Raw genomic sequence first — 12,496 nt, forward strand, 5'->3', positions numbered from 1 at the left:
CAATCTGAAAAAGCCCTGCACTTTCTGAGTGTGGGGCTTTTTTGTTGGCCAGCACCCGCCACCCAGCGTGCAAGCGCTTGCCAGACAATAGTGCCTTTGCGACACACACCCGCATGCACCCGCAATTGCCCTGGCTGGAACCCAATGACCCACTCCCTGCACCGACACTGGCATGGGGAGCAGCCGATCCTGCCCCGGGACTGCTGGCCGCAGGCGGTGCGCTGGATGTGAACAGCCTCTGTGCCGCGTATGCGCAGGGCACCTTTCCCTGGTACGGCCCCGGGCAGCCTATCCTGTGGTGGGCACCCGATCCGCGCATGGTGCTGCCGGTATCAGAGTTTCGACTGCGTCGATCACTGAACAAGAGGCTGCAGGCGTTTCGCAGGCAGGCATGTTGCGAAATCCGCATCGATAGTGCATTCAAGGACGTCATCACCGCCTGCGCCACCAAGGAACGCGAGGGCCAAGCTGGAACCTGGATCGTGCCAGAGATGGTCAATGCCTACACCGATCTACACCTAGCGGGCTATGCCCACAGCGTGGAAACCTGGGTGGACGGTCAACTCGCTGGAGGCCTGTATTGCGTGGCACTGGGCCAAGCTGTGTTCGGGGAATCCATGTTTGCACATATGACCGATGCCTCCAAGATCGCCTTGGCCGCACTGGTATGCCTGTGCCGCCGCAATGGCATCACTCTGATTGACTGCCAGCAGAATACGCAGCACCTCACCTCGCTGGGCGGGCGGGAGATACCTCGGGCCGATTTCCTTGAGAATGTGAACAAAGCGCGACAACAGCCCGCCGTCCCCTGGAGATTTGAGCCCGTATACTGGAACGAGCTGCTGCCACCCAAGACCGATCCGGCATGACGCAACTCAACGACCTTCCGCTGCAGACCCTGCAGTTTTATGCGACAGCCCCCTACCCTTGCAGTTATCTGCCGGACCGGCAGGCGCGATCACAAGTCGCCACGCCCAGCCACCTGATCCAGAGCGATCTTTATTCCGACCTCGTAGCCAAGGGGTTTCGCCGCAGCGGCATGTTCACCTACCGCCCCTATTGCGACGGATGCCAGGCCTGCACCCCGCTGCGGGTCCTTGTCAACGAATTCAAGCCCGATCGCAGCCAAAAACGCGCAGCAATACGCCACGGCCAACTGCAAGCCCGGGTGCTGCGGCTGTGTTTTGTGCCCGAACACTACCAGCTTTATTTGCGCTACCAGAACGGCCGGCATGCGGGCGGCGGCATGGACCATGACAGCATCGACCAGTACACACAATTTCTGCTGCAAAGCCGGGTGAACTCAAGACTGGTGGAGTTTCGCGAGACCGATGCATCAGGCGAACCTGGCGCGCTCAAGATGGTCTCCATTCTCGATGTGCTCGATGACGGCCTGTCTGCCGTGTATACGTTTTACGAACCCGAGCCCCATTGCAGCTACGGCACCTACAACGTCATGTGGCAAATTGCGCAAGCCCATGCCCTGGGCCTACCCCACGTATACCTGGGTTACTGGATTGAAACCAGCCCCAAGATGAACTACAAGGCCCGCTTTCTGCCCCATGAAATCCGCACAGATGGGCTATGGCACCGGGTAACAGACACTGCGCAAACGAGCACCTGAACACACGCTCACATTTCACAAGATAAAATGCAGCGGCCCTTGCACCATAGCCGCTCATGAAAAAAACCGATCCCAGCATCCCTCTCAAACCCAGCGTTCAGGTGCTTGAGCGCATGTTCACACTGATCGATGTTCTGGCTTCTCGTGAAGACGCAATTTCCCTCAAGGAAATCAGCGAGAAAACCGGGCTGCACCCTTCCACTACCCACCGCATCCTCAACGACCTGACCATCGGCCGGTTTGTGGACCGCCCCGAATCAGGCAGCTATAGGCTTGGCATGCGACTGCTGGAGCTAGGCAACCTGGTGAAGGCCCGCCTGAGCGTTCGTGACGCTGCGCTGACCCCCATGCGCAGCCTGCACAAGCTGATCCAGCAGCCCGTGAACCTGAGCATGCGCCAGGGCGATGAAATTGTGTATGTGGAGCGCGCCTACAGTGAGCGGTCGGGCATGCAGGTGGTGCGTGCCATTGGCGGCAGGGCGCCACTGCACCTGACCTCTACAGGAAAGCTCTTCCTCGCACTGGATGACCCCCAGCGCGTTCGCGCCTACGCCACCCGCACAGGTCTTGCAGGCCACACCCGCAACAGCATCACGCAGTTGCCAGTGCTGGAGCGGGAACTGGCCAAGGCCCGGCAATACGGTATTGCCCGCGACAACGAAGAGTTGGAGCTGGGTGTGCGCTGCATGGCCGCCGGCGTATATGACGACCAGGGCAAGCTGGTAGCGGGCCTGTCCATTTCTGCCCCTGCCGACCGGCTGGATGAAGGCTGGCTGCCCAAACTACAAGCAACGGCGAACGAGATTTCGCTGGCTCTGGGCCACACGCCAAGTACCGATGCCAGTCACAACCCAATCACCAGCCAACGTACCGAGTTGCGCTGACGCCCTACATCCACACCCCATTTGCAAACGGCGCCATGGGCGAGGTCGCAGTGGCATATTGAGGTGACGAGGCACAGACGATGCTAGGTGGCAGTGGCATATGTGCGGCAGGCCACTGGCACGGTCTTGCCAGCTTATTGCGCATACCCCTTCAAGGTATGAGATGCCCACTGACCCGATTTAACCAAGACCGTTTACGAGGGCGGACTCGCGCCACAAAACAATAGCGCCTGACAGGACCAGCCTGTCAGGCGCATGTGCGAGAGGTTCTGCGTATCAGCCGTTGTTGCTGCGTGCCGCCTGCAACGGTGCGGCCAGCGAAGGATTGGACTCTACCCAGCGGCGCACCCGTTCGGCATCGCCCAGTCGACTGAATTTGCCTGCAGAGTCCAGGAACACCATGATCAACTTGCGCCCCGCCACCTGGGCTTGCATCACCAAGCAACGGCCCGCCTCTGAGATATAGCCGGTCTTTTGCAGACCGATGTCCCAGGTAGGATTCTTCACCAGACCATTGGTGTTGTTGTACTGAAGCGTCTTGTGACCCACCGCCACTTCGTAGCCGGGCGAAGTGGATAGCTCGCGCAACAAGGGATCTCCGTGCGCCACTCCAACCAGGGTCGCAAGATCGCGGGCACTTGACTGGTTACGGCTAGACAAGCCGGTGGGCTCCACATAGTGGGTATCGTTCATCCCCAGCGACTTGGCCTTGGCGTTCATCTGATTTACGAAGAGCTCCAAGCCACCTGGGTAGGTACGACCCAGCGCATGGGCAGCCCGGTTCTCGCTGGACATCAGCGCCAGATGCAGCATCTCGCCACGCGTCAGCGTGGTACCCACTGTCAGGCGCGACCGGCTACCCTTTTCGGTATCCACATCGTCCTGCGTGATCGTGACTGGCTCGTCCATGGGCAACTTGGCCTGAGAGATCAGCATGCCCGTCATGAGCTTGGTCAGCGACGCGATGGGAAGCACAGCCTGGTCGTTCTTGCGCAGCAATACCTCATGGGTGTCCTGATCCACCACCAGCGCTACGCTGGACTTGAGGTCCAGCGGATCATTGACCTCATGCAAGCCCGCCATCTGACCAAAAGATGGCTTGGCTGGCACAAACGCCACCTTGGTCGGCGCCTTGGCGGTCCGGGCCGCTACACGCGTCGGCTTGATGCTCGCGGCAACCTTACGCGGTGCCACAGCGCGCTTGGCATTGGCTGCGCTGACCTGCTGTTTTTTGGCCCCTTGCTTTTTGACATCTGCCGCATGCACAGAGGGCGAAATGAGGGCGGCGCTCATGAGCGCGAAACCCATCCACTGGAAAAATCGATTCACTGCAGCGTTGCGGCGATGGTGCATCAAAGTGCTCCAAACGGTAAGAATTATTGGGCAGTGTACAGAATCAAAAAAAGTCGCGCAAGATCAATACCTTGCGCGACTTTCCAAGAAAGTGAGTGAATTATAAATTGATCACTCAGCCTTGTGCGGCCACCCGATCGGCTTTACTTTGTAACTTGTTCAAAGCGCTGAGGTAGGCCTTCGCCGATGCCACGACGATGTCTGGATCTGCGCCCACCCCATTCACGACACGCCCGCTGTTCTGCAATCGCACGGTGACCTCACCCTGGCTCTCGGTAGAGCCACTGATGGCATTGACGGAATACAGCACCATTTCGGCGCCACTCTTCACATGCGATTCGATGGCCTTGAGCGAGGCATCGACAGGGCCGTTCCCTTCCGCCTCGCCGCGCACCTCGTGCCCATCCACGGTGAACACGATGCGCGCACGGGGCTGCTCACCAGTCTCGCTTTGCTGGAACAGCGATACGAAGCCGTATTGCTCCTTTTCAGCCGTCACGCTCTCGTCGCTGACCAGTGCCAGGATATCTTCGTCAAAAATCTCGCTCTTGCGGTCAGCAAGCTCCTTGAAGCGCGTGAAAGCGGTGTTGACCTCGGTTTCGCTGTCCAGGCTGACACCCAGTTCCTGCAAGCGCTGCTTGAAGGCGTTGCGACCACTGAGCTTGCCCAGCACGATCTTGTTGGCGCTCCAGCCCACATCTTCTGCACGCATGATTTCGTAGGTGTCGCGCGCCTTGAGCACGCCATCCTGGTGGATACCACTGGCATGCGCAAAAGCGTTGGCCCCCACCACGGCCTTGTTGGGTTGCACCACAAAACCGGTGGTCTGGCTGACCATGCGGCTGGCTGCCACGATGTGCTGCGTATCAATCCCCAGCTCAAGGCCAAAATAGTCGCGACGGGTCTTGACTGCCATCACCACTTCTTCGAGAGAGCAGTTACCGGCGCGCTCACCCAGACCGTTGATGGTGCATTCGACCTGCCGCGCACCACCAATCTTCACACCGGCGAGCGAGTTGGCCACCGCCATGCCCAGGTCGTTGTGGCAATGCACCGACCAGATCGCCTTGTCGCTGTTGGGGATGCGCTCGCGCAGCGTCTTGATGAAGTTGCCATACAGCTCCGGAACGGCATAGCCCACGGTATCGGGTACGTTGATGGTGGTGGCGCCTTCCGCGATCACAGCCTCCAGCACACGGCACAAAAAGTCAGGGTCACTTCGGTAGCCGTCTTCGGGACTGAACTCAATGTCACCTACCAGGTTGCGTGCGAAACGGACCGACTGCTTGGCCTGCTCCAACACCTGGTCAGGTGTCATCCGCAGCTTTTTCTCCATATGCAGCGCCGACGTGGCTATGAAGGTGTGGATACGGGCACTCGCCGCGCCCTTGAGGGCCTCCGCAGCACGTGAAATATCACGGTCATTGGCACGCGACAGGGAACAGATGGTGGACTCTTTGATGGCATTGGCGATGGCCTGAACCGCCTCGAAATCTCCATTGGAGCTGGCCGCGAAACCGGCTTCGATCACATCCACCTTGAGGCGCTCCAGCTGGCGGGCAATGCGCAGCTTCTCGTCCTTGGTCATCGATGCGCCGGGGGACTGCTCGCCATCGCGCAAGGTGGTGTCGAAAATGATCAGTTTGTCAGCCATGTTGTTCTCCTGGTATCAGTGGGTGGGGGCCCGCAACGTAAAAATCTGGCGCCCAAAACAAAAGGCCCGTTGCGGGTGCAAACGGGCCTTTGTGGAAAAGTGTGCGCGTGCGCCTACTGTCTCCGCCCGTGGGGAGGTAGCAGTAGTGCCAGAGCAAACAAGTTCATGCATGGCAATGTAGCACAACTGGCCGGATAACACGGCCATCACTTGTGCAGGCCGCGTTCATCGGGTTCGTCCGTGGAGGTGCTGATGACGCTGCTGTGCTGCCCTTTGGCCTTGCGCCAGGCGTACACGCCGTAACCGCTCAGGCCGTAGAAAACGAACACACCAAACAGCACGATAGGCGGGTGAATGTTGATGACGGCGATGCCCAGCGCAATGAGCACAATGGCAGCAAAAGGCACGCTCTTTTTCATCTGCACATCCTTGAAGCTGTAGAACGGTACGTTGGTCACCATGGTGAGCCCCGCATACAGCGTGAAGGCAAACATGATCCATGTCACCTGGCTCCAGCTCAGCCAGTGGTCTTCACCAGGATGCACGCCCAGCTCAGTCATCAGCCAGATGAACCCAGCCACCAAGGCCGCAGCGGCTGGCGAAGGCAGCCCCTGGAAATAGCGCTTGTCCACAACGCCCGTGTTCACATTGAAACGCGCCAGGCGAAGCGCCGCACATGCACAGTACACAAACGCAGCAATCCAGCCCCAGCGGCCCAGGCCCTGAAGTGACCACTCATAGGCAATCAGGGCAGGCGCAGCACCAAAGGACACCATGTCGGACAACGAATCCATCTGCTCGCCAAACGCACTTTGGGTGTTGGTCATGCGGGCCACTCGCCCGTCGAGGCTGTCGAGCACCATGGCACAGAAGACGCCCACCGCCGCTTGATCAAAACGGCCATTCATGGCCATGACGATGGAATAGAAGCCACCAAACAGGGCTGCCAGAGTGAACAGGTTGGGCAGGATGTAGATGCCTTTGCGCCTTTTGCGCACCATCACACCGGGGTTGTCGGTGGATTCATTGCCGTCATGCATCAAACAAACCTCCAGCGCTCGCAAATGTTGCACAAGCTGCTATTAAATTTATAGTATTGAACCATTTCCCGCAGGAGCGCCGACCGCTACGAGCACAAATGGCGAAGGCCGCAGTGTAGCGCCTGCACACCGGGCCGCCCGCCAATGAAAAAGGCCACCGAAGTGGCCTTTTGACGCTTCAGAAACGAAACATCAGTTGCGGGTCTGGTCGACCAGCTTGTTCTTGGCGATCCAGGGCATCATGGCGCGCAGCTGGCTGCCCACCTTTTCGATGCTGTGGTCGGCCGTGTTGCGGCGGCGGGCCGTCATGCTTGGGTAGTTCAGCCGGCCTTCCTGGATGAACATCTTGGCGTAGTCGCCGTTCTGGATGCGCTTCAAGGCATTGCGCATGGCGGCGCGCGACTGCTCGTTGATCACTTCTGGACCGGTCACGTACTCACCGTACTCGGCGTTGTTCGAGATCGAGTAGTTCATGTTGGCAATGCCGCCTTCGTAGATCAAGTCCACGATGAGCTTGAGCTCGTGCAGGCACTCGAAATAAGCCATTTCAGGGGCGTAACCGGCTTCGACCAGGGTTTCGTAACCCATCTTGATCAGCTCGACCGCACCACCGCACAGCACGGCCTGTTCGCCGAACAGGTCGGTCTCAGTTTCTTCCTTGAAGTTGGTCTCGATGATGCCGGCCTTGCCGCCGCCGTTGGCAGCTGCATAGCTCAGGGCCAGGTCACGGGCCTTACCGGACTTGTCCTGATGCACAGCCACCAGGTGGGGCACGCCGCCGCCCTGGGTGTAGGTGTTGCGCACAGTGTGGCCTGGGGCCTTGGGGGCCACCATCCACACGTCCAGGTCAGCACGGGGCACGACCTGGTTGTAGTGCACGTTGAAGCCGTGGGCAAAGGCCAGCGAGGCGCCTTGCTTGATGTTGGGTTCGACGTTGTTCTTGTACACAGCTGCGATGTCTTCATCGGGCAACAGGATCATGACCACATCAGCGGATTTGACGGCGTCATTGACTTCCAGAACCGTCAGGCCAGCCTTGCCGACCTTGTCCCACGATGCACCACCCTTGCGCAGGCCGACCACAACCTTCACGCCACTGTCGTTCAGGTTTTGTGCGTGGGCGTGGCCTTGGCTGCCGTAGCCGATGATGGCCACGGTCTTGCCCTTGATCAGGCTCAGGTCGGTGTCTTTGTCGTAGAAAACTTTCATGGGTCGCTCCGGTTGAAATGCGTTGTTGGGGTGAAAAATAGAAACAGAGGATTGTCTTACACGCGCAGGATGCGCTCGCCGCGGCCAATGCCGCTGGCACCGGTACGCACCGTTTCCAGAATGGCCGTGCGGTCGATAGCTTGCAGGAAGGCGTCGTTCTTCGACTGGTCGCCCGTCAGCTCGATGGTGTAGCTCTTCTCGGTCACGTCGATGATGCGGCCACGGAAGATATCCGCCATGCGCTTCATCTCCTCGCGCTCCTTGCCCACCGCGCGCACCTTTACCATCATGAGCTCGCGCTCGGTGTAGGCACCTTCAGTGAGGTCCACCACCTTGACCACTTCGATGAGGCGGTTCAGGTGCTTGGTGATCTGCTCGATCACGTCGTCGGAGCCCGTGGTCTGAATGGTCATGCGCGACAGCGATGCATCCTCGGTGGGTGCCACGGTGAGCGACTCGATGTTGTAGCCACGGGCCGAGAACAGGCCCACGACACGGGAAAGAGCTCCAGGCTCGTTTTCCAGCAAGACAGCAATGATGTGTTTCATGATGAAGAGATTCCTCTTTTCGCTGCCCTCCCCCATGCACGGTAATGCATGGGCTTGGCAGGCAATAGATTCGTCGGAAATTGATTGCTATCTTTTCGATAGCATATAGCGCATGAAAACCATGCGCTCGAGGCCGATTTGGCTTATAGGTCTTCCGACCCCAGCAACATTTCGGTGATGCCCTTGCCGGCCTGCACCATCGGGAACACGTTCTCGGTGGGGTCGGTGCGGAAGTCCATGAACACGGTGCGGTCCTTGAGCTTGCGGGCTTCGCGCAGAGCGGGCTCCACATCCTTGGGGTTCTCGATCAGCATACCCACATGACCGTACGCTTCTGCCAGCTTTACGAAGTTGGGCAGCGCATCCATGTAGCTGTGGCTGTAGCGGCCAGAGTACTCTATCTCCTGCCATTGCCGCACCATGCCCAGGTAGCGGTTGTTCAACGAGCAGATCTTGATCGGCGTGTTGTACTGCAGGCAGGTGGACAACTCCTGGATGTTCATCTGCACCGAACCTTCGCCGGTGATACAGAACACCTCGGACTGCGGCTTGGCGAGCTTGATACCCATGGCATAAGGAATGCCCACACCCATAGTCCCCAGGCCACCGGAATTGATCCAACGGCGTGGCTCGTCAAAGCGGTAGTACTGCGCAGCCCACATCTGGTGCTGACCCACGTCGGATGTGATGTATGTGTCCGCATCCTTGGTCATGTTCCACAGCGTCTCGACCACGTACTGGGGCTTGATGACGTCTGGGCTACCCATGCTGTACTTGAGGCAATCACGCTTGCGCCAGCCTTCGATGGTGTCCCACCATGCGGCCAGGGCACCTGCATCAGGGCGCGTGCTGCTCTCGCGGATCATGGAAATCAGCTCGGTGAGCACGTCCTTCACGTCGCCGACGATGGGGATGTCGACCTTCACACGCTTGGAGATGCTCGACGGGTCGATATCAACGTGGATGATCTTGCGGTCGTTCTGGGCAAAGTGCTTGGGGTTGCCGATCACGCGGTCGTCAAAACGCGCGCCCACGGCCAGCAGCACGTCGCAGTTCTGCATCGCGTTGTTGGCTTCGATGGTGCCGTGCATGCCCAGCATGCCCAGGAACTTGCGGTCCGACGCCGGATAGGCGCCCAGGCCCATCAGCGTGTTGGTGACCGGGTAGCCCAGCATGTCGACCAGCGTGCGCAGCTCGTTGGTGGCGTTGCCCAGCAGCACACCGCCACCGGTGTAAATATAGGGGCGTTTGGCCGCAAGCAGCAGCTGCAGCGCCTTGCGGATCTGACCACCATGGCCTTTGCGCACGGGATTGTACGAGCGCATTTCCACGCTCTGGGGGTAGCCGGTGTAAGGCACCTTCTTGAAAGAGACGTCCTTGGGCACATCCACCACCACGGGGCCCGGGCGGCCGGTGCGGGCAATGTGGAAGGCCTTCTTCATCGTCATGGCCAGATCGCGCGGGTCCTTCACGAGGAAGTTGTGCTTGACGATAGGGCGGGTGATGCCGACCGTGTCGCATTCCTGAAAGGCATCCAACCCGATGGCGGGCGTTGGCACCTGGCCGGAGATGATCACCATCGGAATGCTGTCCATGTACGCCGTAGCGATACCGGTGACCGCATTGGTGAGGCCAGGGCCCGAAGTGACCAGTGCCACACCGACTTCACCGGTAGCGCGGGCATAGCCGTCAGCAGCGTGCACGGCGGCCTGCTCGTGACGCACGAGCACGTGCTGGATGGTGTCTTGCTTGTAGAGCGCGTCGTAGATGTACAGAACCGCGCCACCGGGATAGCCCCAGATGTACTGAACATTCTCAGCCTGGAGCGCCTTGATGAGGATCTCAGAACCCATGAGGTCCTGCGAGCCGGAAGCGGGGGAAGTGTTGCCCTGCGAAGCAGCGGCTGCTGAAGAGATTTCAGCCTTGGAGATTTCCATGATCGATCAACCTTTGTGAATTTCTCTGACGAAAAACCTTGGGTGCTCCTCGCACGCGCTCTTGTGAAGCCAGCTTGGAACTTGAGGCCAAGGACATGGGCGGGATGATTGCCGCGCCGGACCGTGACCCGTTTGCCTTTTGAATTGCAAACTCGATTATCGCACTGCAACACACACAAAACGCTCCGCTGCCAAAAAAAACTCCAGCGGGTGCGATAATCAGCGGTTTTACGGCGCCGTTGCGTTGCGAAACTGCAGGCTTTTGCGCCGATCTCCTCCCGGGCTGACCCGTCTTGGCAACCGAACAAGAACTCTCCGATTTCCTCAAAAGCGTAGAAAAGCGCGCATTCAAGCGCTCGGTCTACCACGTTCGCAATGAGGAAGCGGCGCTCGACATCGTGCAAGACAGCATGCTCAAGCTGGCTGAGCATTACGGCGATAAACCGGCGGGCGAGTTGCCCATGCTGTTTCAGCGGATTCTTTCCAACTGCACCCTGGACTGGTTCCGGCGCCAAAAAACCCGCAATGCACTATTTTCGAGCATGAGCGACTTTGAAGGCCCGGGCGAAGATGGCACGGATTTTGATCTGCTCGAAGCGTACTCGGGGACGGAAGACGGCGACAAAGCCGAAAGCGCGGAAGACCTGACCCGCCGGGCCCAGATATTCCAGGGGATTGAAGAAGAAATTGCCGAACTGCCGCCACGTCAACGGGAAGCGTTCCTGATGCGTTATTGGGAGGAAATGGACGTCGCAGAGACGGCTGCCGCCATGGGCTGCTCCGAAGGCAGTGTCAAAACGCACTGCTTTCGTGCCATACAAACCCTCAGCAAGGCACTGAAGGCCAAAGGAATCGAGCCATGAAGAACACTGTACAGACCCCATCGACCCAAGCTGAAGCTGCTGCAGAGCGCTTTGCGCTGCGCGTCACGGCGCGCCTGTCCAGCGGGACTGACGCCCTGCCCTACGACATCTCCGAACGGCTGCGCGCCTCGCGGATGCAGGCATTGGCCAAACGCAAAGTCACCGTACCGGTGCGTCGCACTGCACCCGCTGCAGCAATTGTGGTCAACGCAGGCAGCACCGCCACGCTGGGTCGCGGCGGCGAAGGCGGCAGCTGGTGGAATGCCCTGGTGTCCGCAGTACCGCTGCTGGCGCTGGTCGTGGGCCTGGTGGTCATCAACATCGCTCAGGATGAACGCAGTGCCAACGATGTGGCCGAGGTGGATGCCGCCTTGTTGACAGATGACCTGCCACCCGCCGCCTACTCGGACCCAGGCTTCGTACAATTCCTCAAGACCTCCGCGCAGTCAAACTGACCTGCCTGACTCTGGACTGCATGCACCCAAGCCCCTCCGAAGCACCCTCCACGCTGCCAGCCTTTGCGCTGGCATTGGCGCTTCTGGGCGCGCTCACCGCTGGCGGTTGGCAGGCCTGGGTGCAGATGCGCATGGCTCCCAGCACAGTGCTGCAGGCAGGCGCTGAGGCCGCAGTGGCCCGCCCCAACAATGCCCGCACGGACCTGTCTGGTGTGAACATGCCACCCGCCACCGAGTCGGGACCGGAGTGGGGCACGCTCACCACCCAGCAAAAACTGGCCCTGTATCCGCTGTCGGAACGCTGGGCGCTGATCAGCGAGTCCCAAAAACGTCGTTGGCTGGACCTTGCCATTAACTACCCCAGCCTCTCGGAAGAGGAACAACGCAAGTTCCATGACCGCATCACCGACTGGGCCAGCTTGAGCGCCCAGCAGCGCAACCAGGCGCGGTTGAATTACGCCGTGACCAAACGCCTGGCAGGGGACGACAAGCGGGCGCAGTGGGAAGCCTACCAAGCCCTGTCTGACGAAGAACGCAAGGCGCTGGCCTCCAAGGCTGCCCCCAACCCCCACGGAGCCGCCACAGCCCTGCGCCCTGTCTCGCCCAAGAAGCTGGTTCAGGTACCCGCAGCAACACAAGCCAGCCCTGACCGGCCCAACGCACCCAAGATCCCCCCGGTGGTAGACCACTCGCCCCGCGTTGCGGCTCCGGTGCCTCAGCCGGCCCCCCCTGCAGCGCCAGTATCGGCAGCGCCTGCTGCATCGGTTGGCGCTGTGGAAACTGCGCCCGTGGCGATCCCCAGTGCGGTGCCTGCAGCGCTCCCTCCTCTGAGCGGCAGCGGCACGGAAGGCTCTGGCTCTCCAACGCCACCCCCGGTAACACCCGACACCTCCGGCCTGTATCCTCAGTAGGTTTGCAACCTGCCCCGG

The 12,496-nt window shown here is 59.9% G+C and carries 12 protein-coding genes; 6 read left to right on the plus strand and 6 right to left on the minus strand.

The genetic code is table 11. The features are described from left to right. The first annotated feature begins 113 nt into the window (after nucleotides 1–113). From aat to AC1Q64_RS01615, 3 genes are read left to right on the plus strand one after another with little or no spacing between them, the layout of a single operon-like run. The gene (gene aat, locus AC1Q64_RS01605; protein WP_291436929.1) at nucleotides 114–869 is read left to right on the plus strand and encodes a leucyl/phenylalanyl-tRNA--protein transferase; all 756 of its coding nucleotides are present in this window, start codon (nucleotides 114–116) and stop codon (nucleotides 867–869) included. Further along, nucleotides 866–1,624: an arginyltransferase gene (locus AC1Q64_RS01610; RefSeq protein WP_291436928.1), complete on the plus strand. Its 759-nt coding sequence runs from the start codon at nucleotides 866–868 to the stop codon at nucleotides 1,622–1,624. Before aat ends, AC1Q64_RS01610 begins: the two co-directional genes overlap by 4 nt. Nucleotides 1,625–1,680: 56 nt before the next feature. After that, on the plus strand, nucleotides 1,681–2,508 hold the full coding sequence (locus AC1Q64_RS01615; RefSeq protein WP_291436927.1) for an IclR family transcriptional regulator: 828 nt from the start codon (nucleotides 1,681–1,683) through the stop codon (nucleotides 2,506–2,508). 276 nt (nucleotides 2,509–2,784) lie between these two features. Here the strand turns inward: AC1Q64_RS01615 and pbpG are convergent, their stop codons facing one another. From pbpG to AC1Q64_RS01645, 6 genes are all read right to left on the minus strand, one after another. Beyond that, entirely contained in the window at nucleotides 2,785–3,861 is a 1,077-nt protein-coding gene (pbpG, locus tag AC1Q64_RS01620; RefSeq protein ID WP_291436926.1) for a D-alanyl-D-alanine endopeptidase, read from the minus strand. Between the two features lie 115 nt (nucleotides 3,862–3,976). Further along, entirely contained in the window at nucleotides 3,977–5,515 is a 1,539-nt protein-coding gene (locus AC1Q64_RS01625; protein WP_121943206.1) for a 2-isopropylmalate synthase, read from the minus strand. Between the two features lie 206 nt (nucleotides 5,516–5,721). Next, nucleotides 5,722–6,555 (minus strand): CDP-diacylglycerol--serine O-phosphatidyltransferase, encoded by an 834-nt coding sequence (gene pssA, locus AC1Q64_RS01630; RefSeq protein ID WP_291436925.1) that lies wholly within the window; start codon nucleotides 6,553–6,555, stop codon nucleotides 5,722–5,724. Nucleotides 6,556–6,747: 192 nt separating this feature from the next. Then, nucleotides 6,748–7,764 (minus strand): ketol-acid reductoisomerase, encoded by a 1,017-nt coding sequence (ilvC, locus tag AC1Q64_RS01635; RefSeq protein WP_492250221.1) that lies wholly within the window; start codon nucleotides 7,762–7,764, stop codon nucleotides 6,748–6,750. A 56-nt stretch (nucleotides 7,765–7,820) separates the two neighbouring features. Continuing rightward, entirely contained in the window at nucleotides 7,821–8,312 is a 492-nt protein-coding gene (gene ilvN, locus AC1Q64_RS01640; RefSeq protein WP_015013659.1) for an acetolactate synthase small subunit, read from the minus strand. 143 nt (nucleotides 8,313–8,455) lie between these two features. Next, the gene (locus AC1Q64_RS01645; protein WP_291438040.1) at nucleotides 8,456–10,249 is read right to left on the minus strand and encodes an acetolactate synthase 3 catalytic subunit; all 1,794 of its coding nucleotides are present in this window, start codon (nucleotides 10,247–10,249) and stop codon (nucleotides 8,456–8,458) included. A 293-nt stretch (nucleotides 10,250–10,542) separates the two neighbouring features. Between AC1Q64_RS01645 and AC1Q64_RS01650 the strand changes: the two genes are divergently transcribed. Genes AC1Q64_RS01650 through AC1Q64_RS01660 form a run of 3 tightly spaced genes read left to right on the plus strand, consistent with a single transcriptional unit; the run spans nucleotide 10,543 to nucleotide 12,478 of the window. Further along, entirely contained in the window at nucleotides 10,543–11,112 is a 570-nt protein-coding gene (locus AC1Q64_RS01650; RefSeq protein ID WP_056067354.1) for an RNA polymerase sigma factor, read from the plus strand. Next, nucleotides 11,109–11,567 carry a DUF3619 family protein gene (locus tag AC1Q64_RS01655; protein ID WP_291438041.1) on the plus strand — a complete coding sequence of 153 codons (459 nt, stop codon included), beginning with the start codon at nucleotides 11,109–11,111 and terminating at the stop codon, nucleotides 11,565–11,567. The genes AC1Q64_RS01650 and AC1Q64_RS01655 overlap by 4 nt, the downstream gene beginning before the upstream one ends. A 20-nt stretch (nucleotides 11,568–11,587) precedes the next feature. Further along, nucleotides 11,588–12,478: a DUF3106 domain-containing protein gene (locus tag AC1Q64_RS01660; RefSeq protein ID WP_492250222.1), complete on the plus strand. Its 891-nt coding sequence runs from the start codon at nucleotides 11,588–11,590 to the stop codon at nucleotides 12,476–12,478. Nucleotides 12,479–12,496: the final 18 nt, after the last annotated feature.

This window comes from Acidovorax sp. GW835-FHT14G06 (genome assembly GCF_058793595.1).

Excerpts from the sequence above, each read along its gene's own strand:
- aat (WP_291436929.1), top strand. The coding sequence starts at position 114 with ATGCACCCGCAATTGCCCTGGCTGGAACCCAATGACCCACTCCCTGCA.
- AC1Q64_RS01610 (WP_291436928.1), top strand. The coding sequence starts at position 866 with ATGACGCAACTCAACGACCTTCCGCTGCAGACCCTGCAGTTTTATGCG.
- AC1Q64_RS01615 (WP_291436927.1), top strand. The coding sequence starts at position 1,681 with ATGAAAAAAACCGATCCCAGCATCCCTCTCAAACCCAGCGTTCAGGTG.
- pbpG (WP_291436926.1), bottom strand. The coding sequence starts at position 3,861 with ATGCACCATCGCCGCAACGCTGCAGTGAATCGATTTTTCCAGTGGATG.
- AC1Q64_RS01625 (WP_121943206.1), bottom strand. The coding sequence starts at position 5,515 with ATGGCTGACAAACTGATCATTTTCGACACCACCTTGCGCGATGGCGAG.
- pssA (WP_291436925.1), bottom strand. The coding sequence starts at position 6,555 with ATGCATGACGGCAATGAATCCACCGACAACCCCGGTGTGATGGTGCGC.
- ilvC (WP_492250221.1), bottom strand. The coding sequence starts at position 7,764 with ATGAAAGTTTTCTACGACAAAGACACCGACCTGAGCCTGATCAAGGGC.
- ilvN (WP_015013659.1), bottom strand. The coding sequence starts at position 8,312 with ATGAAACACATCATTGCTGTCTTGCTGGAAAACGAGCCTGGAGCTCTT.
- AC1Q64_RS01645 (WP_291438040.1), bottom strand. The coding sequence starts at position 10,249 with ATGGAAATCTCCAAGGCTGAAATCTCTTCAGCAGCCGCTGCTTCGCAG.
- AC1Q64_RS01655 (WP_291438041.1), top strand. The coding sequence starts at position 11,109 with ATGAAGAACACTGTACAGACCCCATCGACCCAAGCTGAAGCTGCTGCA.
- AC1Q64_RS01660 (WP_492250222.1), top strand. The coding sequence starts at position 11,588 with ATGCACCCAAGCCCCTCCGAAGCACCCTCCACGCTGCCAGCCTTTGCG.